At 39.6% G+C, this 25,281-nt stretch carries 24 protein-coding genes and 2 pseudogenes; 1 reads left to right on the plus strand and 25 read right to left on the minus strand.

Going from position 1 to position 25,281, the window contains the following annotated elements:
- Positions 1–36 precede the first annotated feature (36 nt).
- From N8L39_RS03045 to N8L39_RS03080, 7 genes are all read right to left on the minus strand, one after another.
- Entirely contained in the window at positions 37–1,476 is a 1,440-nt protein-coding gene (locus N8L39_RS03045; protein WP_261009718.1) for a 6-phospho-beta-glucosidase, read from the minus strand.
- Between the two features lie 131 nt (positions 1,477–1,607).
- The gene (locus N8L39_RS03050; protein ID WP_001291473.1) at positions 1,608–1,868 is read right to left on the minus strand and encodes a SemiSWEET family transporter; all 261 of its coding nucleotides are present in this window, start codon (positions 1,866–1,868) and stop codon (positions 1,608–1,610) included.
- 354 nt (positions 1,869–2,222) lie between these two features.
- Complete coding sequence (locus tag N8L39_RS03055) at positions 2,223–3,440, minus strand: tyrosine-type recombinase/integrase (protein ID WP_002835202.1); 1,218 nt, start codon at positions 3,438–3,440, stop codon at positions 2,223–2,225.
- A gap of 81 nt (positions 3,441–3,521) precedes the next feature.
- Entirely contained in the window at positions 3,522–3,725 is a 204-nt protein-coding gene (locus N8L39_RS03060; protein ID WP_000814512.1) for an excisionase, read from the minus strand.
- Between the two features lie 456 nt (positions 3,726–4,181).
- Positions 4,182–4,412, minus strand: a complete 231-nt coding sequence (locus tag N8L39_RS03070) for a helix-turn-helix domain-containing protein (protein ID WP_000857133.1) — start codon at positions 4,410–4,412, stop codon at positions 4,182–4,184.
- Complete coding sequence (locus N8L39_RS03075) at positions 4,409–4,831, minus strand: sigma-70 family RNA polymerase sigma factor (protein ID WP_000804599.1); 423 nt, start codon at positions 4,829–4,831, stop codon at positions 4,409–4,411. The genes N8L39_RS03070 and N8L39_RS03075 overlap by 4 nt, the downstream gene beginning before the upstream one ends.
- Before the next feature lie 228 nt (positions 4,832–5,059).
- Complete coding sequence (locus tag N8L39_RS03080) at positions 5,060–5,191, minus strand: hypothetical protein (RefSeq protein WP_004249786.1); 132 nt, start codon at positions 5,189–5,191, stop codon at positions 5,060–5,062.
- 144 nt (positions 5,192–5,335) lie between these two features.
- Between N8L39_RS03080 and N8L39_RS03085 the strand changes: the two genes are divergently transcribed.
- The gene (locus tag N8L39_RS03085; RefSeq protein WP_001227349.1) at positions 5,336–5,689 is read left to right on the plus strand and encodes a helix-turn-helix transcriptional regulator; all 354 of its coding nucleotides are present in this window, start codon (positions 5,336–5,338) and stop codon (positions 5,687–5,689) included.
- 57 nt (positions 5,690–5,746) lie between these two features.
- Here the strand turns inward: N8L39_RS03085 and N8L39_RS03090 are convergent, their stop codons facing one another.
- From N8L39_RS03090 to N8L39_RS03180, 18 genes and pseudogenes are all read right to left on the minus strand, one after another.
- Positions 5,747–5,914, minus strand: a complete 168-nt coding sequence (locus N8L39_RS03090) for a cysteine-rich KTR domain-containing protein (RefSeq protein ID WP_001803271.1) — start codon at positions 5,912–5,914, stop codon at positions 5,747–5,749.
- A gap of 118 nt (positions 5,915–6,032) precedes the next feature.
- A complete protein-coding gene (tet(M), locus tag N8L39_RS03095; RefSeq protein WP_261009717.1) occupies positions 6,033–7,952 on the minus strand; it encodes a tetracycline resistance ribosomal protection protein Tet(M) in 1,920 nt (639 codons plus the stop codon).
- A 15-nt stretch (positions 7,953–7,967) separates the two neighbouring features.
- A pseudogene (locus tag N8L39_RS09520) lies at positions 7,968–8,015 on the minus strand (hypothetical protein); the annotation flags it as partial.
- 313 nt (positions 8,016–8,328) lie between these two features.
- On the minus strand, positions 8,329–9,243 hold the full coding sequence (locus N8L39_RS03105; protein ID WP_002345006.1) for a conjugal transfer protein: 915 nt from the start codon (positions 9,241–9,243) through the stop codon (positions 8,329–8,331).
- A gap of 14 nt (positions 9,244–9,257) precedes the next feature.
- Positions 9,258–10,260 (minus strand): annotated as a pseudogene (locus N8L39_RS03110) (bifunctional lytic transglycosylase/C40 family peptidase).
- Positions 10,257–12,440: a CD3337/EF1877 family mobilome membrane protein gene (locus N8L39_RS03115; RefSeq protein WP_002345008.1), complete on the minus strand. Its 2,184-nt coding sequence runs from the start codon at positions 12,438–12,440 to the stop codon at positions 10,257–10,259. The pseudogene N8L39_RS03110 and the gene N8L39_RS03115 overlap by 4 nt, the downstream one beginning before the upstream one ends.
- Before the next feature lie 2 nt (positions 12,441–12,442).
- The gene (gene tcpF / locus N8L39_RS03120; RefSeq protein WP_000331148.1) at positions 12,443–14,890 is read right to left on the minus strand and encodes a conjugal transfer ATPase TcpF; all 2,448 of its coding nucleotides are present in this window, start codon (positions 14,888–14,890) and stop codon (positions 12,443–12,445) included.
- Complete coding sequence (locus tag N8L39_RS03125) at positions 14,874–15,266, minus strand: conjugal transfer protein (protein WP_002345009.1); 393 nt, start codon at positions 15,264–15,266, stop codon at positions 14,874–14,876. Before N8L39_RS03125 ends, tcpF begins: the two co-directional genes overlap by 17 nt.
- Positions 15,267–15,352: 86 nt before the next feature.
- Positions 15,353–15,850 carry an antirestriction protein ArdA gene (locus tag N8L39_RS03130; RefSeq protein WP_002345010.1) on the minus strand — a complete coding sequence of 166 codons (498 nt, stop codon included), beginning with the start codon at positions 15,848–15,850 and terminating at the stop codon, positions 15,353–15,355.
- 118 nt (positions 15,851–15,968) lie between these two features.
- A complete protein-coding gene (locus N8L39_RS03135) occupies positions 15,969–16,190 on the minus strand; it encodes a hypothetical protein (RefSeq protein WP_001009056.1) in 222 nt (73 codons plus the stop codon).
- A 42-nt stretch (positions 16,191–16,232) separates the two neighbouring features.
- Positions 16,233–17,438: a MobT family relaxase gene (gene mobT, locus N8L39_RS03140; protein ID WP_015646596.1), complete on the minus strand. Its 1,206-nt coding sequence runs from the start codon at positions 17,436–17,438 to the stop codon at positions 16,233–16,235.
- A gap of 176 nt (positions 17,439–17,614) precedes the next feature.
- A complete protein-coding gene (locus N8L39_RS03150) occupies positions 17,615–18,052 on the minus strand; it encodes a hypothetical protein (protein WP_015646595.1) in 438 nt (145 codons plus the stop codon).
- A gap of 5 nt (positions 18,053–18,057) precedes the next feature.
- Complete coding sequence (locus N8L39_RS03155; protein WP_015646594.1) at positions 18,058–19,452, minus strand: FtsK/SpoIIIE domain-containing protein; 1,395 nt, start codon at positions 19,450–19,452, stop codon at positions 18,058–18,060.
- A gap of 39 nt (positions 19,453–19,491) precedes the next feature.
- Positions 19,492–19,878, minus strand: a complete 387-nt coding sequence (locus tag N8L39_RS03160) for a YdcP family protein (protein ID WP_000985016.1) — start codon at positions 19,876–19,878, stop codon at positions 19,492–19,494.
- Between the two features lie 15 nt (positions 19,879–19,893).
- A complete protein-coding gene (locus N8L39_RS03165; protein ID WP_000420680.1) occupies positions 19,894–20,208 on the minus strand; it encodes a YdcP family protein in 315 nt (104 codons plus the stop codon).
- A 382-nt stretch (positions 20,209–20,590) separates the two neighbouring features.
- The gene (locus N8L39_RS03170; protein ID WP_261009716.1) at positions 20,591–20,938 is read right to left on the minus strand and encodes a VOC family protein; all 348 of its coding nucleotides are present in this window, start codon (positions 20,936–20,938) and stop codon (positions 20,591–20,593) included.
- 109 nt (positions 20,939–21,047) lie between these two features.
- Entirely contained in the window at positions 21,048–22,823 is a 1,776-nt protein-coding gene (spxB, locus tag N8L39_RS03175; protein ID WP_261009715.1) for a pyruvate oxidase, read from the minus strand.
- Between the two features lie 211 nt (positions 22,824–23,034).
- Positions 23,035–25,278 carry a heavy metal translocating P-type ATPase gene (locus N8L39_RS03180; protein WP_261009714.1) on the minus strand — a complete coding sequence of 748 codons (2,244 nt, stop codon included), beginning with the start codon at positions 25,276–25,278 and terminating at the stop codon, positions 23,035–23,037.
- Between the last annotated feature and the right edge of the window lie 3 nt (positions 25,279–25,281).

A 25,281-nucleotide genomic window follows, 5' to 3' on the forward strand; every position in this document is an offset into this window, starting at 1 on the left:
AGAGAAGATTTTATAAAAATAGTGAACAAATGTGCTCTACTTAATACTTGCACCATTGCTGGCAATGACATCCTTGTACCAGTAGAAGGATTTCTTCTTGCTCCGTTTGAGGCTTCCATGACCAGCATTATCTCGATCCACATAGATAAAACCATAGCGCTTGTTCATTTCGCCTGTTCCAGCTGAAACCAGATCGATACAACCCCAAGTCGTATAACCAAGCAAGTCGACCCCATCTTGGTAAATGGCATCTCGCATAGCCTTGATATGAGCCTCTAAATAAGCAATTCGATAATCATCTGCTACATAGCCATTTTCATCCGGAGTATCCATAGCACCGAGACCGTTTTCTACGATAAACATAGGCTTTTGGTAACGATCCCAGATAGCATTGAGGGTGATACGAAGACCAAGTGGGTCAATCTGCCATCCCCATTCTGAGGATTCAAGATAAGGATTTTTGAGAGAGGCAAAGACATTTCCAGCAGTTAATTCTTTAACTTCTGGATCACCTGAGGCCACTCGACTTGCATAGTAAGAGAAGGAAACAAAGTCAACAGTATGATTCTTCAACAAGTCCAAATCCTCTAACGTCATTTGAATCTCAATTCCCTCACGCTCCCACTGCTTCTTTGCGTAATTTGGGTATTCCCCACGCGCTTGAACATCAATGAAGAAGTAACTCTTGCGGTCTTCTTCCATGGCTGCCCAGTAGTCTCTCGGATGGGCAGTGTTAGGATAATATTGCCCTGCTGCCAACATACATCCCACCTTGTTTTCTGGGTCAATTTCGTGGGCAATTTTAGTCGCCATAGCCGAGGCTACCAGCTCATGGTGGGCTGCTTGGTATTTGACTTGCTCTTGATTTTCCCCCTCTTCAAAACAGATCCCAGCTCCTAAAAAGGGGGCATGCAGAATCATATTAATTTCGTTGAAGGTGAGCCAGTACTTGACCAAGCCCTTGTAACGGGTAAAGAGGGTGCGACAGAGATTTGCGTAAAAGTCCAACATGCGACGGTTACGCCAACCACCGTACTCCCTGATTAAGTGCATGGGGCAATCGAAATGCGTGATGGTCACCAGTGGCTCGATCCCATGCTTGTGGCACTCCTTAAACAAATCCTCATAAAAGGCTAGACCAGCTTCATTTGGCTCTGCTTCATCTCCCTTAGGAAAAATCCGAGTCCAAGCGATGGAAAGTCGATAGGTTTTAAATCCCATTTCTGCAAAAAGCGCAATATCTTCCTTGTAATGATGGTACATATCAATGGCTTCCTTTGCTGGGTAAAAATAGCCCTCCTCAAAAGAAAACATCTTTTTCTGACCTGTAATAATGGCCTCACGGTCTGGACCAATCGGTACCACATCCACATTAGTCAGACCACGACCGTCCTGATTATAAGCACCCTCACATTGATTAGCCGCCGTTGCACCACCCCAGAGAAATCCTTCTGGAAATTGTAGTATTTCTGTCATCACTTTACCTCGATTGATTTATTACTTCTATTATACTAAAAAGGAGGCAAAAAGTTTTGAACTCTCTGGATAATGATAGCACTAAACTTACTTTTATATATACGAAAAAAAGACTGAAACCAGTCTTCTTTTTAAATCAATGCCGTAATAGCCGTTACTAGTCCAAAAACGATACCTGGCGCATTAGCAGCCGCGAGGGGAATATCTCTTTCTTTCTTGAAAAGACCGTAATAAACCCATAAACTACAGTTGATGGCTGCGACCAAGGGCTGGATGAAATTTCCTTTTTGACCAGCCAAGTTGTTCATGATTTGTGGGAAGTAAGACACATACATCATAACGGACATGAAGGTCGCTACCCAACCCAAAATTTTCATTTGTTTTTCAGACATTTTCAAAACCTCTTTCATTTTTATGAATCATATTTTATAATCTTTTTTCAATACAATCAAGACTTTGTAGCTTTTGTTATGAAGATGTAAACTATCACAATCTTGTGATAAGAAAGAGGAAACAGAAAAAGACCGGATTGCTCCGATCTTTTAATAATTCACATCCTCAATTTTTGAGATAAACAAAGTATAAATTTCTAATTATCTTTTTATATTTTCTTAAATGCTCGTAAAGCCTTATTCTATGTGCTTTCGAGTATTTTTACTGTAGGAAGATACTTCACGTTTCTTTGCATATTTCCTCATGTCTTAGCTGTCAGAAGTGGTAAATAAGTAGTAAATTCATTTGTACTACTAAGCAACAAGACGCTCCTGTTGCTTCTCTTTATTCAAGCGTTTCATCTCTGACATTGCGGAATCAAATGTTGCGTGTGCGTAATAGTTCAGCGTCATGGCTATATTTGCATGCCCCATAATGTATTGTAATGCTTTTGGGTTCATTCCTGCATTTGCATAGTTGGTACAGAATGTATGTCGCAAACTATGTGGAGTGATGTGTGGTAACTTATCATCATTATACTTGTTGTATTTCTTAACAAGACCTTTCATCATACCATTATAGTCACTCGCCACTTTTGGATAGTTCTTTCTATTAAGAAAGAGGAAATCACTATATCCATCAATCTCAACACGCTTATCATTCTTTCGATTCGCTAACACTCGCTTAAATGCTTGATAGGCTTCTTCAACCATAGGAACTTGACGTTCACCACTTTTGGTCTTTGGTGTTTCAATGTAGTACCCAATTTCAGTATCTCTCAATAGCTGATGGTCTATATTGACAAGACGATTCTCAAAATCTAAATCTGGAAGTGTCAAACCACCAAACTCTGAAATACGAAGACCTGTTTTTAAGAGTATCAGAATTTCATCATAATTTTTGCTGTAGGTTTTATCAGCTTTCGCAAAGGCTAACAGTTTTTCTTCCTGTTCTCCTGTTAGTACGGTCTTAGGGACAGTATCATCATCAAGAACTGCATTCAGTTGAAAGTCAAATGGATTCTTCCGAACACAATCATCTTGTATCGCAATGTAGAATGAAGCCTTTAAAGAACGTTTATAGTTATTGATGGTTTGATAGGCATAACCATTTTCACTCATTCTAATCGCCCATTCTTTAGCGTCTGATGGTTTAATACTATCAATACTTCTTGCACCTAACTTGTCTTTCTTCAAAATATCCATAAGATATTTGCGTCCAGTTTCAGTATTTTTTCTAACCTTTGGTCTTTGAGCGTTCTGTTTTGCGTAAAGCTGGCAGAGTGTCATTTTCTTTCCTACAACATCAATACCATCATGAATGTCTTTCTGTAACTCTGCGATTTTCTCCCTAAGTGAGATACAATCACGCTTTCCTGCTGGTACTCTGTCTGTAGCCACAAGTTTCCACGAGTAAACAAATTGCGGTTCTCCAAATGAATCTGTATATTTGTATAAGTATCTTCCGTCTTTTCGTTGGCTCTCTCCAGTCTTTAAAATTCGACCTTTATTGTCACGTCTTTTTTCTGACATGGCATTTGCTCCTTTCCATTATGGAAAGAGCCCTGATACGACTTAATACTATTTTATCATATACAAGACCCTTTGGCTACGCTAGATTGCGTTCAATGTATCTATAATTTTTTCAAATTGTTTTCGTTTAACCTGAATACGATTGCCATTCATAATCAGCCAGTTTGCATTTTTATTTTCTTCTGCCAAACGACGCAGCTTGTTTTCGCCAATACGAAAATATTTTGACGCTTCTTCAATAGTTAGGGTATAACGCTCCCAAATCGGAATGTCAGTCTGCTTCATAAAATCCTCCTTTCCAAATCACTTATTGGATTTCATAAAAGTTGTTTTACAAGCAATCGAACAGCTCTAGCAAAGCTCACGGGAGTTCCACCCCTGCATGGTTCTCATGTAGCCATACTCATTGCCTGCGACGCTTTTAACGCTCGGACTATTGACTGTATGGGAGTATCATTATCACGATAAGAAAGTCGTCGCTGGCAATCCTGCTAAAGATTGTTTTTCGGAACACTAACTGAAACGCTCGCTATCTTTAGAAGATAGGTCATGGCGGTTAGCTCCGTTGGCTCTTTTCTTATCGAAACGTATTCAATTACTTTTATTCAGTTTTCAAAGAACAATGGCTCGTTAGCCTATCAAAACACATTGAAAGCTCAATATGCTTTGATGGAATAACAAACCTCCCTGTTCGGGAAGCGTGGAATAGTATGGCACGCTTCCACGAAAAGAGAGAGGTTATTACTTAATTTCAAATGACAGAATCTTTGTAATCAGTCTGGTTTCCATTCTTCCACGTAAGACTTCATCAACGACCATACTTTGATTGCCATATTCATCTTTCATAAGTCGTAGGGAACGTTTCGTTATGTACCCTCTGTAATGATGTAGAATCTGGTTAATCGCTTCTGTATCGCCATCTGTTGCCTTTACAATGAGAGGAAAGGGAATCATAGGATATTGTGTTTTCATTCTTCAAATTCCTCCATAAACTTTTTGATTAAGGCTAGTCCACTGGTTCTATGCCGATAGACAGTAGAACGGTTCAATTTCAACAGGTCTGCAATTTCTGAATCGCTCATGTCCATAAAGTAAAACAGCAGTAGAATTTCACGTTTCTTGTCTGGCAACTCACGTAATGCTTCACTCAATAAATCATTTTCAACACCAACTGATATTCCATTGAGTGTAAAAATCTGAAAGTCAGTTGAATAGTTATCTGTTGTCGCAAACTGGCTAACAAGATAATCGCCAACATCAGAAAAGGACACTTCACGCTTTGCGATCCTTGAAAGATAAAGCAGATAATTCTTTCGCTCGTCTTCCATAGCACGTTTACAGATATAGTCAAACTGATTTTCTATTGTGGTCTGAAAAAAAGATGGTTTCATGTTTCTCACCCCCTTTCTGTCTAGGAAAGGAAGTGAGCCTTGCTCTTTTATCTCCTTTCACTCTTAGTCCCAATGTGAAAGGGGGATTTGTTGCATTACTGATGAATAAACTTTGTAAAAAAGTTCTGAATAACCAAAAAAGCACACAAACAGATTGATTTCTCTGTTTACATGCTTTTATTTTTCTATCTATATGATTTATAAAACCACATTGGTGGACGTACTTATCTATTGCAGATAGACGACTTTTTTTGATAAATACTCAATGTGGGGAACTTGATTGTATGTGATATACTTCATGGCGACTTTGACCTCCAACAAACCGCCATTTGGAAGTAAGATACAATATTTTAACAGCATAAATAGCACTACCATATAACGGTTTTTTTTATTGGCGTTTAGTAGTGCTTTTTATTAAATATGAACCTATAAACTATATAACATGTTTTTCTATACCTGTTTCTAATTCAATAGGAACAGTAAAATGTATAGAGGTGGTCTACTATGCGTAAAAAAGAAGATAAATACGATTTTAGAGCCGTTGGTCTAGCGATTAAAGAGGCTCGAATAAAACGTGGTCTCACCCGTGAACAAGTAGGAACAATCATTGAAATTGACCCACGTTATTTAACAAATATAGAAAATAAAGGGCAACACCCAAGTACACAGGTGCTTTATGATCTTGTATCATTACTCCATGTGTCTATTGATGAATTTTTCTTACCTACAGATAATTTGATAAAAAGCACTCGAAGGCTACAGATAGAAAAATACATGGATAGCTTTACAGACAAAGAACTATCCTTAATGGAAGCACTAGCAAAAGGTATCAATGAAGCAAGAAATATTGAAGGCTAGTCAGTAAAATTCAGATAAACAAAAAGAGCCGATAAGATGAGAGTTTCATTTCTCAAATTATCGGCTCTGCGTCTTGGCGTCTGGCTCTTTGATTGTTATTATATTCATTTTTTGAACATTAATTAAAGTTTCGTTCTTACATTTGGGGCAGTATAAAGGGAAATTTTTAAGTATAGTATCCACTCGTATTCGTAGTCTTGTTTTATTTCCACAAATAGGACACAATATCCACTTGTAGTTTATAATAACAATCTCCTCCTTTCCACTTTAATTCAAATCTATATTAAAGAATATTTCATCTTATTTAATAAGAAACCATATTTATATAACAACATAAAACGCACTAAGTTATTTTATTGAACATATATCTTACTTTATCTATCCGACTATTTAGACGACGGGGCTGGCAAACAGGTTCACCGGTAGTAACATGGTACCCTTTTAACTCTGTTAAACAAACACTACGTCCATTTGTAAAGAAAGTTAAATCACTACGATATTCTTGAATACACCGAGCAGGGATTTCTCCACTAAGAATGACCTCATTATTTTTCAATTGAGTGTCTACGATGTTCGCACAATATTTAGGAGCATCGTTGTATGCTCGTGAAAGATATTCCTGTGGCGCATAAATTTTAAAACTAAGATATGGCTCTAACAATTCTGTTCCAGCTTTTTTTAAGACTTGTTCCAATACAATAGGAGCAAGCATCCGAAAATCTGCTGGGGTACTAACAGGGCTATAGTATAAGCCATACTTAAAACAGATTTTACAGTCCGTCACATTCCAACCATACAATCCTTGTTCACAGCCATAGCGTATCCCCTCCATAACTGCATTTTGAAACGATTGATTTAAGTATCCAAGAGAAACCGAGCTCTCATACTGTACTCCGCTCCCTAATGGAAGCTGTGCTACAGATAGACCAATGGAAGCCCAGAAAGGATTCGGTGGAACTTCGATGTGAATGGTATACTCTGCTTTTTTTAACGGTCTTTCCATATAAATGACTGTAGGCTCTTTTATTTCTATCTCCACATGATACTTTTCTTGCAGCAGAGCACAAGTCACTTCCATTTGTACTTTCCCTAAGAAAGAAAGTATGATTTCATGTGTCGCAGAATCCACATAATATCGCAGAAGCGGGTCACTGTCGGAGATTTCTAAAAGTGCATCAAGTAACATTTCCCTTTGTTGAGGTTTGCTCGGTTCAACAGTCGTTTGCAGCAGAGGGAGGGGATTTTCAATTCTCTCTCTCTGTGGCAATAGCTTTGTATCTCCAAGAACACTATTTAACTTCAAAAACTCATTCTGCAAAATAACAATTTCCCCGGAATAAGCCTTATCAATTTTACATAATTCACCATTTATTGAAGTATACATTTCTGTAATTTTTATTTTTTCCTTTTCCGATATTCTAACCGAATCTCGCAAATGCAGTACGCCACTATAAAGACGTATATATGCAAGACGCTGTCTTTTTTCCGAATACTCAATTTTGAAAACTTTTCCGCAAAGTTCAGACTGACCTCGATGTGTTGATGAATAAAATTTATTCGTAATCACTTCTATAAGGTTATCAATCCCTATATTGTTTTTTGCACTTCCGTGATAAACAGGGAACAGGGAACAATTATGAAATCTTATGCTTTCCTCTTGTTCGAGTTCCAATGCTTCTAATGATTTACCGGACATATATTTCTCTAAAAGGTCATCGTTTCCCTCTATTACCGTATCCCATTGTTCAGATTCGGTAAAGTTCGTCACACACATATTAGGATACAGTTCTACCTTCTGTTTGATTACAATTTCGGCAGAAAGTTTCTCTTTAATATCCTGATAAACCGTTGATAAATCAATTCCATTTTGGTCAATCTTATTGATAAAAAAGATTGTGGGAATCCCCATTTTCCTAAGTGCATGAAATAATATACGAGTTTGTGCTTGTACGCCATCTTTTGCAGAAATCAGTAGAATTGCCCCATCTAAAACTGATAATGAACGATATACTTCTGCTAAGAAATCCATATGTCCTGGCGTGTCTATGATGTTCACCTTCGTATTTTCCCACTGAAAAGAGGTTATTCCTGTCTGAATTGTAATTCCTCTCTGACGTTCTAAAAGCGTATTATCCGTCCTCGTTGTACCTTTGTCCACGCTTCCTAATTCTGTAATCGCTCCACTGTTATATAATAAGCTTTCTGTTAAGGTAGTTTTTCCTGCATCAACATGAGCTAAAACTCCAATATTAATAATTTTCATGTGATTTTCCTCCATTCAAAAACCCAAAAGGGCATAAAAATCCCAGTGATAAATACTTTTATCACTGGGATTTTTATGCATAACCATAGGTATACAAAGCATACAGATATTCTCTGGATACTTTAGAATCACATGATAAAGGTATTCTTAAACTGGGTACAAAAAACTAAGCCCTCCTAAAAAAGGACATCTAATTATTTATTCCCGCTATCAAATTGACAGTTTATTTAAGAATACCTTGCCGCATATTTATTAACTCCTTTTAAATAGTCACTTAAATAATAGCACATAAGAGCATATTTGTAAAGGAATCTCCAATTTTTTATCAAAAAGAGTACGTGATTACAAAATAGCTGTAATAATGTACCAATATTTGTTATTCTATAATCTTCCAATTACTCCCGTTCTTTTCAAGTACCAAATCAAATTGAGATACCTGCGTTGCTTTGGTCTGCTGGTCGATATACTCCACTGTCAGCGATACCGTGACTTGATTATCCTTACGATTGTAAATAGGATTTACCAGTTCTTGAAAGATGTACTCTTTTCCGATTGGTTTTAATATCCCGTCATTCACATAGTAGGAAAGTTCACTGGCTGTCGCTGTAGGATAGAGCTTGAAGAACGTCGTTAAAAACTCATTGATTTCATTGGTTGTAATGGAATCAACCGTACCCTCACTTTCAATAGCTTTTGGTTTATAGTCTGATTTCTTTGGTATGCTAGTAATGGTCGGATTCTTAATGAGGACCATATTTCCAGTACTGTCTACATAGACACTCACTATATAAGCAGAGTGGACGGTCTTTGTATTTTCCCCCTCTGTAATGAGTTGGTCTACACTGTAGGTTACATCAAATTGATTGTCGCCATCTGCTTCTACCGTCCATATCTGAAATCCTTTTACAGAAGACGATACAGGAATATCTTTACGAACTGTATCGACATTCAGAGCTTGAAGTTCCTCTGTCAGATATGCTTTCAGGTTTTCTATGCGATTATCAATGGACTTGTCGTTTAGTTCCCATGAATAGTAGACTTTCGCAAAGTTCTCTACAAAATTTTCCACATGATGAGTATCGACATATTCCTTTTCTATGATGGTGGTTTCATGAATGGTATGGGTATCAATGGCTGTAAAGTGCTTGAATATCGCAAAGCTGAAACTAAGTCCTAAAAGTACCCATAGGACAATCACAACCTTTTTACGAGGATTGACCTTATAGACACGAGGTTTCTTTTCCTTTGGTGTCTGTTTTTCTGTATTCTGATTTTTTCCGAATTTCATCATTGAATCGTCCTTTCTTATTGTTTGATTCGTCCTGCTCCCACTAAATGCTGTTGCCAGTAAGAGCTTGTTAAGTCGGCATAACCGATAGGGTCGCCTGCATGAAACATACGGTTATCGCCTAAATAAATCCCGATATGAGTAATATAAGAGCCAGCGTTATAGGTAGAATGAAAGAAAACCAAATCGCCGGCTTTTGCTTCCAATAATGGGATATGCCGGGTTACATCATATTGCTGTTGTGCTGTTCGTGGTAAGTTGATTCCAGCTTTTCCATACGTCCATTGTGTCAGTCCGCTACAATCAAAAGAGGTAGTCGGGGAAGCTCCGCCATAGACATACTTCCAGCCTTCAAATTTCAGAGCTTCGTCCATGATGGCTTGTACTGTATCATCATTAAACTCTGTTGTGACAAGATACTGCGTTACCAGTTGCACATAAAACATATTCCCGTAATTGTATCGCCAGCCCCCATTGATAGGTATGGCTATGGGATTGGGGTAAGACACTTTTTCGTCACCCGAATACTCTTTTGAGAAACTTTGAGCCAGTTCAAAGGTATATTTATTCCCACGATTAGCCACATATCCTAAGAAACCACCACCATAATTGTAGGACTGGATAACCGATTCTAAATCTACACCAAGCCTTTCGCTACTGGCTAATAACTCACTGAAATACTTCACACCTTGCTTAATGGATTCTTCTGTACTCAATGAATTAGGTGGAAGACCGAGGGATTCCGAGGACTGCATAACATCTTCTGCTGTACCACCCGATTCCACCTGTATAATCGCAAGAAGTATATTGACGTATTCTTCAATTCCATATTCTTTGGCAACTTTTTTCTACCATAGGCTTATGAGCCAGCACTTCTGCGGAAACATCCACACCGCCATAGTGAATGTTGGAAAAACCGCCATCTTGTTCATCTGAAAATAAAATGGCGACAAACAGAAGCAGTGAGAAGACCATCAAGAATAATCCCGAACCACCAATCACTAAAGTTTTCAGCTTCATGGTTTCTTACTGCCTTTCTTAATGGTGGCGGTTTTGATTGGTGGTCTACTTTTTGTATTTTGTAGTGGTACTCTTTGAACAGTAGACTGACGTTCTTTTGTGATTGAACGTTGTGAAGCTCTATCTGTTGGTGCAGTTGAAGTTACTGGCTTTTGAACCGTTCTTTCTTGAACTGTATTACTTTGACGTTCCGTTTTTAAACTTGAAGAATCGGACTTAACTGTTGGACGCTCTTGTTTGGCTTGTTGAGATTCCCTATAGGAAGCCTGTACAGTTGTTTGCCTTGAAGTCTGTCCATCATGAGATTGTTCTTGCTTAGTGGCTGGTCTTTCATGAACGGAAGAAGCTGGCTGTTTTTTCTGTTTGACCTGTTCCATTTCAGAGCGACGCTCCGCAATGGTTTTCCGTCTTTGTTCCTGCTGTTTCTTGCGTCCACTGGCTTTATCCGCTTTGGTTTGAGAAATACTTCTGGTTAAATCATGGACATTATCCGTCACTTTAGATTTTCCTTGATATACTGCATATCTTGCATTGGTCGGCAAATCCTTAACCTGTTCTTTCAAATTACCAGCAGTATCTACCATTCTGTCTTTGGTATCAGCTACTGTACCGATGGTTTGACCGATACGCTTTCCTAGTGTTGATTTTTCCTGCCCGTTTGGTCGAGAGTGATCTGCTTGTGTACTCGCAGAACTTCCCGAACCCGACTGTCCTTTTTTACCCGTAGCACTGGCAATGGCAGACCCAGCCCCTAAAGCAGTCACGGAGCGTCCAAGTTTCCGCTGTAGACGGTGCATGTGAGCGTGCATAAGCATACGAGGTTTTCTCATCATACGACTTCCCACACTTTGAGAATCGTTACTCTGTAGAGAAAACATACTCATTAAATCGCCCAGCTTAAAGTAGATTCCTGCAAAGGTCACAATCTGTAGAAAAGCAATCAAAAAGAACGGATAACCAGCCGATAAGGTATAGAGCATGGTTGAAATACTAAATGCTGTCGTAATAATCAATGTGATTCCAGCTCGTGTCAAAATGGTATTAAAGAGCTTTGTTATGGCTCGTTTTGACATACCATCAAATGATGGAATCATGCTTAAAATAAAGCTCACAGGCAGAAACATAGCATAGATGATAAAAAGTACCTGCGAGAAAATCATGATTCCTGTTAATAGGAATACAAATATGGAAATCCCAATATTGAAGACAAATAGGAAGAAGACTGTACCTAAACGGTTAATCGTCTTTGTAATCGTCATATTGGTATTGCTTCTATCTTCAATTTCTTCCGCAACAATTTTTTCTCTGTCTTCCCCATTGTTGGAATCTGGACTGGTTGAGAGCAGGCTTTCCACACGGTCAATACCAATACTTTCAATGTCTGAACTGTTATATTGAAGCAGTAGCCACGGTTGCTGAACCTGTATGGAAAATAGGCTGTCACGTATCAAGTCCACACTGTCCTTGCCTTGACTATCTGAATGGGGCATGACAATTTTTGTACCCAGTGACAAACTAGCGTTGCTGATGTCTGATGAAAAGTCATTGATTTTCTTAATATAATCGGGAGCATAGGCAATAAAGGAAGCCGATAGGATAAAAACCAGCACAAAATTCATGAGGGCATGAATTGCCTTTGTGGTTTCTCTCTTTATCAGTCCTGTATAGGCAACATAAACCCCAAGAACCAAAATCAAGAGTAAAAGGAATCCAACATAGAAACCCTCTGTTGATAGTCCACTAGGCGTAACCCCTGCAAGGGTCTGCATATTCTTGCCAATGGAATCTGCTGTAGCGGAAATGAAGTCTAAGGAATAGGCTTCCTGTACTAAGTAACCCGTCGCATTGGAAACATAAAGACTGATTGTCCAAATAAAATTGGTAATGGCATATAGTCCATACATGACTTGTTTTCCAATTCCGTCCGACCAGTTCCACGGTAGCCAGCCCCAGCTATTATCCACATAAAAATCCAGTTGATAGTTTTCAAGTGGGTATCGGCTGTATTCATTTGCCACATTGACCGTATCATCTACCAAGCCCGCAGCTTGAACCACCGTTCCCAGCATGGCTAAAAGAAAAATGGCAATCACAAGTGTGAAAGCCACTGTCATTGCCACTTTACCTAGACGTTTCAGCGTCCAGTTTGATTTTATTCTGTTTAATATTGATGGTTTCACATTTACACCTCTTTTCGCACAGGTGGTCTGGTATCAAAGGCATGGAGCAGTTCTTCAAATACAGGGTGGAACTGTATCACACCGACACGACCATATAAATCACTGATAAGGCATTGCCCGTTTTCCAAATCACGCAATCGCTTCTGATTGTTTTCGTCCTCTGGGTCTACACCAAAAAAGGCAAGGGTTTTTTTAATCTCGTTAAGGTCAGTGGAACGAAAGGCAAATTTTAAGCCGAGGTTATTTTTCAGTTTTTCATCTAAGAGGTCATCTGTATTTTGGGTCACGAAATATACCCCAGCGTTCATAGCACGACCAGCACGAACCAGCTTCATAGATAGTGTTTTCCCTTGTGCCACCTGTAAGAAGCTCCATGCTTCGTCTAAGTCTACAATCTTGAAAATACTTCGGTCTGTATGGATAAAGTCCAACGCAAAGGTACTAATGACAATCAGCATTGCTACCGATAGTAACTCCATTGTGGTATATTCCTCAAAGGAAGTTTCCTTGTCAGGAAGTACCAAGTCGGCAACCTGTATAATGTTCAGTTGTTTTTCAAGGCTGATAGACTGCTCTACATAACCATCACTAAAAAGCAGATGGGCAAAGTCATAGTCTGTAAAACTTTCGATATGGTCGGCTATGCTGGTACTTAGTGGCGTATTCTCAACCCGTAATTCTTCAATCACTTTCATCAACCCTCGCACTTCACTATTGGTTACTGCACGAATGGCTTTTCTAAGGATTGGGAAGCGTTCCCCATCACGAGAGGAAATCCCCGTAAGGAATGTCAAAATATCAATAGCCAGTGATTCAGAATCTTTGGTATTTTTCATAATTACATAAGGGTCAAGTAAGCCTTTGTTTTTCTCATCAGAAGTCAGATTGACGATATTGATTTCATGGGAAATCTCTGGCAAGGTTTCTTTCCATCTGCCACGTTCTGCTTTTGGGTCTACAATCACTGCTTGTGCCCCATAAAGCACTGCATAATAGACGATAAGGTTATTCGCAAAGGATTTACCACCACCCAGCGAACCGACAAAGGCAGACGCTAACGCATTGGTTACTGAACCCTTAACCCCTTGACTGGCAAGAGCAGGTTTCAGATAGACATTGCGTCCAGTATCTAAGCTGTAGCCAACATAAATCCCCTCATTTTCACCCAGCATTTGAGTAGCACCAAAACCTAAACCAGCGAGGAAATCAGAGGTCACGTATTGAATATAGTCATTCATATATCTTTTGCTGGCAGGTAAAAATTCTTCATGTAAGCCCAGCATATCCCCAAAAGGTCGTACCAGTTTCACGCTCAAATCATCATAGAAATCTTTCACTTCATTACAACGACGTTTAAGTTCGTCAAGGTCATTTGCTGATACCCTTACAACATAGGACAGCTTATACATAGATTCCTTGCTTTGGTCTAAATTGGTTTCCAGCTCGTTCACACTTTCCAGAGCTTCCGCCACATTAGAGCTGGTTTCATTATCACTTTGCCATGCGTGGTTATCCAAGTCTTTCAGTTCTTTCTTTTTATTGCGGACAGTAGATAGGGCTTTACGATTCGCTACAATTTCCACATTCATTGACGTATCAATCGGAAAGGTAAATTGCTGTTGCTGGTAGTAGAAGATTTCAGAGGACGGGAAGTCCAGTTCGCCGACAATACTGTTGATGGTAAAGTAAGCTACATAGGCGGTTTCGTCTTCCTGCTGGATTTTCAAATATCGCTGTTTTTCTTCCACCAGACAGCGAGTAGGCTTAATGAGGTCATAGGTTTTAATCAGTGTTTCATGTTCCAGCTTTTTCTTTGATAGAGGATACTCATACTCTTCATAGGCAGTGCCTGTCTGTCCGTAAAGGTGTTCAATCAGATAGCCGAAGTCGTCCTTATCTAATCTTCGGATTTTGAAACGACGGGAGATTTTATTTTCTAAAAGCTTTTCCATCTTCTGAAAACGCAGGATTTCATCATTACTCATACTAACAAAATCGCCCATCAGCTTATGGTTCACATCATAGACAAAATCAGTAAAAGCATTTTTTGCTTCAACGGTAAGACTTTTCATAGAAAACTCCTGATCGTTGAGAAGCAACTTAAAACCGATAAAGAAACGGTAGTCCACTTGATTTTCGCCAATCATGGATATTAAAGCGTCTGTCTGTTGGTCGATTTTGTCATAGGCAACCGTTTTGAGCTTTCCAGTGACTTCATTTTTGGAACGTTCTTGTGCAGAAAGTATGCTGGATTCTGTACTGATTTGTAAAGCATGAATCTTGCCATCACGATTTTGTGCGATAAGCTGTCTGAAAGAATCATGTACTTGTATTTTCTGTTCCGGACTTAGAAATGAGTAATTGTAGGGAACAAGCTCATAGTAAGCGTAACATTCCCCATCTTTATTCCAGACCAGATTGTTTTCAATATATTTAATTGGATATGCCATAAAATTCACTCCTAACTGCTGTAATGGCTTCTTGTGGCTGGTTTCTGCCAAGCGTTACTTTTTTTCCTGCATAGGTCAGCTTTCGTCGCAGTGCATAAGCAATGACAGACTTCAAAAATCCATAAGGCTTTTTACCATCAAAGGTTTTTGTAGACATAAACCATGTGAAAGCCACAGGAATCCCAAAGTATTTGAGAAATGCTCCCTCTATCATAGAAAGAGGGGGCAAGTTGCCAAGTATCATAACTGCAAAGAGTGACACGACAAACCATGTCATTTGCGTAAAGGTTATGGGAAACGGAAGTCTAAAGTCATTGATGGAGTACAACACTTTCTCAACAGACCAGATACTGGTATAGCTTCGTATTTTCTTCATGTAATCAATCCTTTCATAAAAATGGGGATAGTCTTTTGACTACCCCGTAAACAAGAAAATCTGCCAGTAAGAATGTACCGACAGATTTAATAGACGATTTCAAAAATCCCGTGATTGGTTGAGATAAACGTTCCCGAAAGGTCTAAATCCCGACCATAGGATTCATAATCAATATAGTTTTGAAGACTGGCTGGCACTTCGCCTAAAGCACCCGTTTCTTCAATGTAGTAGCGTGCCACGTCAGACATATCATCACAATCGGAATGAATGATAATATCTTCTTGATGTTCGCTTAATTCTTCAATACTTGAAAAATGAGTGAGCAGAGCAGATAGCTCCGATTGTAGTTCTTCTGGCAACTCCGATACCATTTCCCATAGGCGATTGAGTTCGCTAATAGAAGTGTATTCGTCAACCGTAAAGGGTAACTCGTAATCATGAATGGCGTATTCCTCATATTCATCATTCAAGCCGATTTTCTCTTTGACTTCCTCAAAATCAATGGGAAAGGTAAACCATGCACCAACTAATTCGCCCTCATTGTATTTGCCTAAATTGGCAATGTAGACTTGCATATCGTCCATGTATTCACACGTCCTTTCTTTATAGAGATTCAAAAATCCCTACCGCACTTCGTTTGGTGTACCATTCTTTTGCGGAACATAAGAAAACCACTTATATTCCACAAAATAACGGTTTAATTTAAGCACCAATAATGCGATTGAATAGCTCTAGTAAAATGTCTTTTACTCCAGCAGCGTTGAAGACTAAGCCTACCGCAATAATCGCAATAATGAGAAAGCCAATGAGTTTACTGAACTCACGCTTGAAGCCAAGATACAAGCCAATCACAACGATTGCTAAAAGTACCAGTGATTGAGCGTTTGATAGAAACCAGTTATAAAGGTTTTGTCCAAAATTCATAAAAATGTTCTCCTCTCTATATTCAATGAATTTGTGTTTAGGTTATTTCTTTGTCGTTATCACGTCCTTATCTTTTGCCGACTGTTGCTTCAAAATCTGCTCATGCCGGTCTGTCAGTTTCGCATGGTCGAGAATGTCTTTCACAACCTGCGTCTGGTTGATTTCATCAAGTTTAATCGCAACCTTTAAAGTGGGTGCGACTTGATGGGAAAGCCAGTTCAGCGTCCGCTGGAAAGAGTAAGGCTCTGGTTTTGTGGTTAGTTTTAATCGTTCACGGTTGTTCCCAATAAACCAAGCCCATTCTTCATTCAGCTTCCAATCAGAACGAGGTTTGGAATCGTCTTTATCTACAAAACGGATATACCGATTGATAATTTTAAAAGCAGTCTTTTCTGGATTGTCATAGACGAGTAAATCACGGACTGCATAATAGGCACGCTCATTTTTCAGCCGAATCTCAAAACGGTTTTTTACTTCTGCGTCTTCAATGGGAATATCATTTTTCTTGTACTGTTCATAGTCCTTTTCATAGATACAGAAATAAACTTCACTCTGTAATGAACCGATATAGAGGGTATTTCCCATACATTCCTTTTCATCTTTGCGTACCAGTTCGCCACTGCGATAGCTTTTGAAACTGCGGAAGACGGATATACATTCTTCCTGTCTGCATTTTTCAGTGAGTACAGGGATATTCAAAATCCCTGTCTTATCGTTAATGGCAAGGTCAAGGCGTTTCATCACACCGCCAGCCACCAAAGCGTCCATAAAGAACTCATACCAGCTTCTTTGTTGAGCCAGAAGATAGCTTTCAAATTGCCGACACCCACGACCTTTCAATTCCACCAGAACTCCTTTGTCCAGTTCGTGGGAGCAGAGAACGAATATATCGCCTAAAGCATAATGCTCTGAATAAGAATAGAAACCATAGTCCTCATGAAGAAAATAGGACAGTTTCAGTTGTAAGATGTTTTCGACCACATGCTGTACGTCCGTTGTGGGAAAGCGAATCCTTACATAATCAAAGAGCATTTCAAGGGGAGCGTCGGGATTGAAGCGTTCCAGAGCTTCAAAAAGAGATTGCTGTAAATCCTCTGATGGCTTGACTTTTCCTGTTTCAATATCGCTTAGATACTGCCTTGTAATACCAGTCGCAACCGCTAAACGATTTTGAGATAGTCCATAAGCCAAGCGTTTTTCTTTTAACTGCTGTAACCAAGTTTGTTCATTCAGTAAAAATCCCTCCAATCAAAAAGGCGTATGTCAACTTTTAAAGCCCATTTTACATACGCTGAAATTTTGTAAATCCCTTGTAACCAAAGGATTTTCTAATGTTTTTTTGACTGTTTCCTGTCGATTTGTACCCCCCTGTTAGATACGGGGGGTTAATGGGCAGGGCAAGCCCTGCCCGACAAAGCCAGAACTTACGGTTTAAGACCGTAAAACCTGCCTTTGTCGTCTGTATCTGCCTTTGATTCTCCCTGTATGCCAGTGTAAATCACTACCAAATCAACTTCTGGTCTTAAATATTCCTGTTCAATCACTTCTGATAGACCGTCCGTTTTGAATGAATTTCTATCAAAAAGCTGAAATTCATATAGAATATTTTTGCTGGTAATACTATGTCGCTTCTCTAACCTCATTCTGAATGTGAACGGTGGTTTCTTCACTTCACGGATAATTTCATCAATCAGCTTATCTATTCTGGAATAGAATCGTACTTTTGGATTGACGGTAAAATGCCTGTATCGGTCAATGATGTATTGTTCACAATCTACCGTGAATTGGTCTGTATTCAAGCAAAGACAAATGACAGATTTTTCAGTCGGTGTATGATATATCTCCAATCTTTTAATATCCATTACTTTTATTTCTCCATTTCTTGTTGTTCTGATGATGGCTTTTTTGTGTCCTGTCTGCTGTTGGATAACTTTTTAATTTCCTCTAAAAAGTCATGTCCTTTTGGTACAAGGGGAGTATAAAACTCTGATATGACACTTGTTCCTACATCAACATAGCCACGACCTTTGATTCGCTTTAAGAAGAAATCCTTTTGTACGTCACTGCCAAACATCATGCCATAGCCCATTTCAGACATACGACCTAAAGCCACTCTGAAATTAAACTGGTCACGGATTCCGTCGCCTAGATATTTTGCGTCTGGACGCTGACAAGCCAGTATTAGAAAGAAGCCAGCTTGACGACCTAACATGACAATCTGTTTCAACTTATTTATAACTGCGGTGTTTTCTTTTGTTCCCAGCATTTCCATGAAAGCGACATATTCATCAAAGATTAAGAAGTGTGCTGGAAGTCCTAAGTAAGCATAATTTTCGCCAGTCTTATAATTTTCCATCTGCTTCATTTCCTCACTGCGTTTTATCATTTCTTCATAGAATGTATCAATGCAGGAAAGCAAGTCTTCTTTTCTGTAGTGGACATTTGCCATCACAGAGCCTAAATCGGCTAAGTCTGCATTTTTCGGGTCTAAGATATACAGCTTAGAATCTGTATGAAGCAAGGCTTCAATCAGTGTCAGGATAAAGTAGGTCTTACCGCCACCTGTACCACCAGCTATGAGCATGTGAGGCAGATTGTCATATTCCCACCACATATTTTTCATTAAGCAAAGTTTCCCATCATGAGCTTGTACTTCATCAATAGAAATACGACGGGCTATCATATCATAGAGCAAGGTATATTCCACGTAGGAATCCTTTAACTCTTTATCCGTCAGCTCACAGTACAAGCCACTTTCTAATTTCTTTTCCAAGTGTAGGAGCTGGTCTTGATATTTCCCCAGAGTGATTTCCACTTGTATCTGTATTAAGCCATTTTTAAGGCGATAATAGATTTTAGGGAAGTAGGTTATCTTTTCTTTGGTACGACTGGGGGAATCCTTGAAGAAGCCATCTGTTTTGACCTGTTCTGATTCATACCACTTATTTTCAAGAACCATCTTCGCCAGCTTTTGACGGTGGTAGAGTTGTTTAATCGTATCATAGCGATACCGTTTGAATAGAAACGCCACCAGCAAGCAGACAAGAATTGCGACACTGAAACTGATACTTAAATACGGAATGTCAATCTTATCTGCTTGTGATAGGTTAAAGTCCTGCCAGTTGACCTGCTGGATTGTCTTCACATGAAACAGTCCGACAACAAGCAGTAAAATAGGCAGTAAGGACGCTACTGTAAAATGAAAGACTAAATCTTTGTCACTCGGACGAATCCTTTTACCACGAAAGACACGCTGTTTCATGTTTGATTTTCTCCTTTCTCTCTAATGGAAGATACGTGGCTATTTGTCCGTAGCAGGTTCTTTCTTAGGTGGCTGTTGATTTCTAAAGGAATTAGAATCCTTTGTCAGCACAATATCGTCTGCCTTGATGTACCAGTCAACATCTGCTCCTTGAAAGGTAGCAGTAGCGACAGTATCCGCAATGGGATTGATAAGTTCCACCCGTGCGTTATATTCAAACTCTTTCAAAGGCACGCTGGCAGGAATACTTACTTGAATCATGCGTCCTTGCCCTTTGGATTTTAAGTCATAGGTACGTTCTTTGATTTCCTCTGAAACCGTACCGTCTTCATTTTGGATTCTCACTTCACGACGTAGAGCAGAGAATTTTAATTCTCCAAAAGTCGTGTCTTTATCTAATACGATACCATTTGCTAATCTCATCATTTTTCCTCTCTTTCTTTATTCTTTTACCATGTCGTCAGCATGTAAAAGGTAATTTGTAAAACCACGAGTGCCGATTTTATAGCCCTCGGCGGTAATACGTGGATTGACTAACTTAACACGTTCCTCAAAGCCGAAATGTTTTTCGCCAGCTTCAGCAGGAAGTACGACCACAATATCATCTGCTCTTTGAACGTCTGAATAGAGATTATAGCTTCGAGATAAGACGGTTAGATGTCCGTTGATTCTTCGCTGTACGACTTTATCCTCGCCAGCAAATTCTAAATTGCCGAATGTTTTTTCCATCTTGGGAATCACAAATTTAAGTTCCATATTTTTACCTATCCTTTCTTTTTTATGGTTGAATGAATCTCGTTTGTTTGATGGTCTTTCACGGTGGGGAGCGACCTTTATTCTCTTGTTTTTCTATTTTCGTAGTATCACGTCCTTTCAAATCGGGTAAAAAAATAGACACCTCATTTTTGAAGTGTCCACCTTTTGCCTATTCAATTTTTATTGGAAGTATCTTTGTTTCTTCACTTTTCAAGGGTAAATCGTCGTATCAAAGCTCATTCATAAGTAGTAAATTAGTAGTAAATTGATTGGTTTCGACCTTGATAAAGTGTGATAAGTCCAGTGTTTATACGGATAACTAGATTTTCATACTATTTTTGTTTTAAAAATAGCTAAGGTTAACGCCAAATGACTACGCACCCTATTTCATACGATAAAAATCAAGCACTAGGCCAGCAGGGCCTTTAACTAATAAGGACTCTGTTCCCCAATCCGTTTCACAAGGATCGTGTAAAATCTCGACACCAAGCTCTTTCAATCGTCGATAGTTCTGGTCTACATCCTCAACCTCGATGTGAAGAATGATGCCTGACTGAAAGTTTTCCAAAGAAACCAAATGACTTTGTGACAACATGAGACAGTGACTGCCAATCGTGAACTGAGCAAAACTGTCATCAACATAATCGGCTTTTTTATCCAAAATACGCTCCAAGTCAGCACAGACTTGAGGAACATCTGAAACGATGATATCTAATTGATTTAAATTCATTTACTATCCTCCAGAAAAAGACCGGATTGCTCCGATCTTTTCAAGTTCGACTCTTGAAAATCAAAGAATAAAATCTACAAAGTTTACATTTGATTTTCGATGTGAGAAATTATTTGATTGCGCGTGATTGCAATCCTTCTTCTTCCAAGAAGAGGCGGAATGGTACGAGTTCTTGTGCTTCGTATTTTTCCTTGAAGGCTTTGATTGCTTCTTCTGAGTGAAGTTTTGGATCCAATTCAAGTACTTCTACTGGAAGTGGACGATGTTGAGAGATGCGAGCATCGATAACAACAGTTTTACCTTCTTTGCTCAATTTAACAGCTTCTGCAACAACTGCATCGATATCTTCGATACGGTCAACTGTAAATCCAACAGCTCCTTGAGCTTCAGCGATTTTCGCATAGTCAGCATTAGGGAAGTCACAACCAAACAAGTGTTTGTTTGTGTCTTCGTATTTGTCCTTGATGAAGGCATATTTACCATTTGAGAAGACAACGTTGATAACTGGAAGGTCGTATTGAACGTTTGTGATAACGTCTGGGTAGCACATGTTGAATGCACCGTCACCCATGATGTTCCATACTTGGCGATCTGGATTGTCTTTCTTAGCAGCGATACCACCAGGAAGGGCAATACCCATTGTCGCAAAGAGTGGAGATGTACGCCACATGTTCTTAGGTGTCATGTGAAGGTGACGAGTAGATGTTTGAGTAGTGTCACCTACGTCGATTGAATAGATAGCGTCTTGATCAGCATGTTTGTTGATTGCATTGTAAACTTGATACAATTGCAATTCACCCTCAGTTTTACCTTCGAGTTTGTTCATGTAATCACGCCAGTTTTGGTTATTCTTCACGTTTGCACGCCACCATGGAGTAGATTCAACTGGATTCACTTTGTCAAGGATTGCTTTCGCTGCTTGACCTGCGTCACCAAGGATTGAAGCGTCTAGGGCATGACGTTTACCAAGTTTGTAAGGGTCGATATCAACTTGGATGAATTTTTCAGTATTCTTGAATGCTTCGTAAACTTCAGCAAATGGGAAGTTTGAACCAAGGAAAAGAACTGTGTCTGCTTCAAAGACCACTTCGTTGGCTGGTTTCCAACCAACACGGTAAGCAGAACCTGTCAAACCTTCATAGTTCCATTCGAAAGCTTCAAAGTTTTTACCAGTTGTGATGATTGGTGCTTTGATTTTACGTGACAATTCAGTGATCACTTCACCGGCTTTAACACCACCGTAACCAGCATAGATAACTGGACGTTCAGCATTGTTCAAGATTTCAACAGCTTTGTCGATTTCAGCTTCGTTCAAAGCAGGAGCGATGAATGAACGTTCGTATGAACCTGAACCGTAGTATGAGTTTTCGTCGATTTCTTGGAAACCGAAGTTTACTGGAATTTCAACAACAGCTGGACCTTTTTTAGAAACTGCAGCACGGCAAGCTTCGTCGATTACTTTTGGTAATTGCTCAGCGTATGCTACACGTTTGTTGTATACAGCGATACCGTTGTACATTGGGTTTTGGTTCAATTCTTGGAAAGCATCCATGTTGAGTTCGTTAACTGGACGTGATCCAAGGATTGCTAGGAATGGAGTGTTATCCATAGCTGCATCGTAAACACCGTTAATCAAGTGAGTCGCACCTGGACCACCTGAACCAACTGCAACCCCGATTGAGCCGCCGAATTTAGCTTGCATAACCGCTGCAAGAGCACCTGTTTCTTCGTGGCGAACTTGCAAGAAGCGGATATCTTTGTCTTCAGCCAAAGCGTCCATCAATGAGCTGAGTGTTCCTGATGGGATACCGTAGATTGTGTCTACGCCCCATGTTTTCAATACATTAAGCATTGCTGCAGATGCAGTAATTTTCCCTTGAGTCATAATGATAACTCTCCTTCAAATATTTTTAAATCTACTAAAAAAGGTTTCATATAGTTTTTGAAAACGTTTCAGTAAATTTTTACACTACTAATTTATCACATTTATTTTGACTTTACTAAGAATCTGCTCAGAAGTTTTTATTCTCTATTACAGTACAGTTTGGAAACGTTTTTAGAGTCTGTTTTATAATAAAAAGCGAGCAAGCTCGCTTTTAATCTATTTTACTAAAGTTTAACAGAAGGGAACTGGTCAAAACAGATACCGAACTAAAGGCCATGGCTAGACCTGCTAGTTCTGGATTAAGCGCCAGTCCAACACCTGAAAAGACTCCTGCTGCAATCGGAATTCCGGCGACATTGTAGATAAAGGCCCAGAAAAGATTGAGCAGAATTCGATTAAAGGTTTTCTTACTCATGTCAAAGGCACGAACCACTCCTAGGAGGTTATTAGTTGTCAACACCAAATCTGCTGACTCGATGGCAATATCTGTTCCAGCTCCCATAGCAATCCCCACATCTGCTACACTAAGAGCAGGAGCGTCATTGATGCCATCACCAACAAAGGCTACTTTGCCAGCCGCTTGTAACTTATGGATTTCGTGGGCTTTTTCTTCTGGCAAGACACCTGCAATGACCTCTTCGATTCCGATCTGATCGGCAATAGCACGCGCCACACCAGCATTGTCTCCTGTCAGCATGACTGTTTTAAGACCACGTTTTTTCAACTGACTGATGGCAAGCTTAGCATTTTCCTTAGGAATATCTTGCAGAGCAAGCAAGCCTTTGATTTCATTCTCAACAGCCAAGAACACAACTGTCTTAGCTTCTTTTTCCAGTTCTTCTAATTTTTCTTGATAAACGCTTGAAATGTTCATGCCATCCAGCATTTTAGCATTTCCAAGCAAAACTTGTTTTCCATTAATTTGCCCTGAAACACCTTTTCCGTGCAAGGCTTGGAAATTTTCAACAGTGTGAAGCTCAAGTCCAGCTTCACTCGCTCGTTTCACAACGGCTTCAGCCAGTGGGTGTTGAGAAGCTTCTTCCAAGGAAGCTGCCAATCCAAGCACTTCTACTTCGTCGCCGATGATATCTGTTACCACAGGTTTCCCTTCCGTCAAAGTCCCGGTCTTATCAAAGACGATAGTTTGAACTTTCTGGATTTCCTGTAGAACCGTTCCGTTTTTGAGGAGAACTCCCATCTTGGCACTGCGACCTGTCCCCACCATAAGGGCTGTCGGTGTTGCAAGTCCCAAGGCACAAGGGCAGGCAATAATCAAAACAGCCACCCCATAGAGAAGAGAAGAGACAAAGCTCGCTCCAAGCACGACTACACTATCCCTGAGCAAGACAAACCATACCCAAAAGGTCACAATCCCTAAAATGACAACCGCTGGGACAAAAATCCCTGAAATCTTATCCGTCAAGTCCTGAATCGGTGCACGACTGGTTTGAGCTTTCTTCACAAAATCGACAATCTGAGCCAAAACAGTCTCTGAACCAACTTTTTCTGCTCTAAAAACAAGTGTTCCACTATTATTGATGGTTGAGCCAATGACGGTATCTCCAACTGTCTTGTCCACAGGCAGACTCTCACCTGTCACCATAGACTCATCAATACTAGAGATACCTTCTACTACGACACCATCAACAGCAATCTTTTCACCGGGACGCACTCGAATCAGGTCACCTACCTTGACTTGCTCCAAAGGAACTTGAACATAGTTATCCTCACGCAAGACTTCTGCAGTTTTAGCCTGCAAGTCAAGTAATTTCTCCACAGCTTGGGAAGTATTTTTCCGCATTTTCTCCTCAAAAACAGCTCCCATAAGAACGAAGAAGAAGATAAAGGCAGCACTTTCAAAGTAAACGGGGAGGCCAGCGAAGAGGGCAACTAAGCTATAGAAATAGGCCACTAGGGTTCCCAGAGCAACCAAGGTATCCATGTTGGCATTGTGCTTTTTAAAACTAGCCCAAGCACTTTGGATATAAGGACCACCTGCTACTAGCATAATCGGTGTTGTGGCTAAAAAGGTGCCCCAACGCATGACTTGGTGACTAATTCCTCCTGTCGACATCCCAATCATGAGAATCACAAGAGGCACAGTAAAGATACTAGTAATCCAAAAACGCTGTAAAAGTGATAGAGATTTTCGAGTCTTCTCAACAACTGTATAACTTCCCTTTTGCATCTTCATACCACAAGAAAATTCATGTTGACCTAATTCTTGAGGTGTAAAACGAATGACTTTCTCCTCATCTACGCCGATTGGTTCCAAGATGCCTTCTTCTTCAAACAGAATTTCCTTGTAACAGTTTGAAGGAGTTGCTCGATGAAAGGTAATCTCAGCTGGAATCCCTTTTTGAAGCTGTATATGAGCTGGATGGTAGCCTTTGTCTACCGTGATACGGATTTTTTGAACACCATTTTCAAGACTTGCTTTTACAATTTCAGTCATATC

The organism is Streptococcus mitis (genome assembly GCF_946190285.1).
Lineage (GTDB): Bacteria > Bacillota > Bacilli > Lactobacillales > Streptococcaceae > Streptococcus > Streptococcus mitis_CP.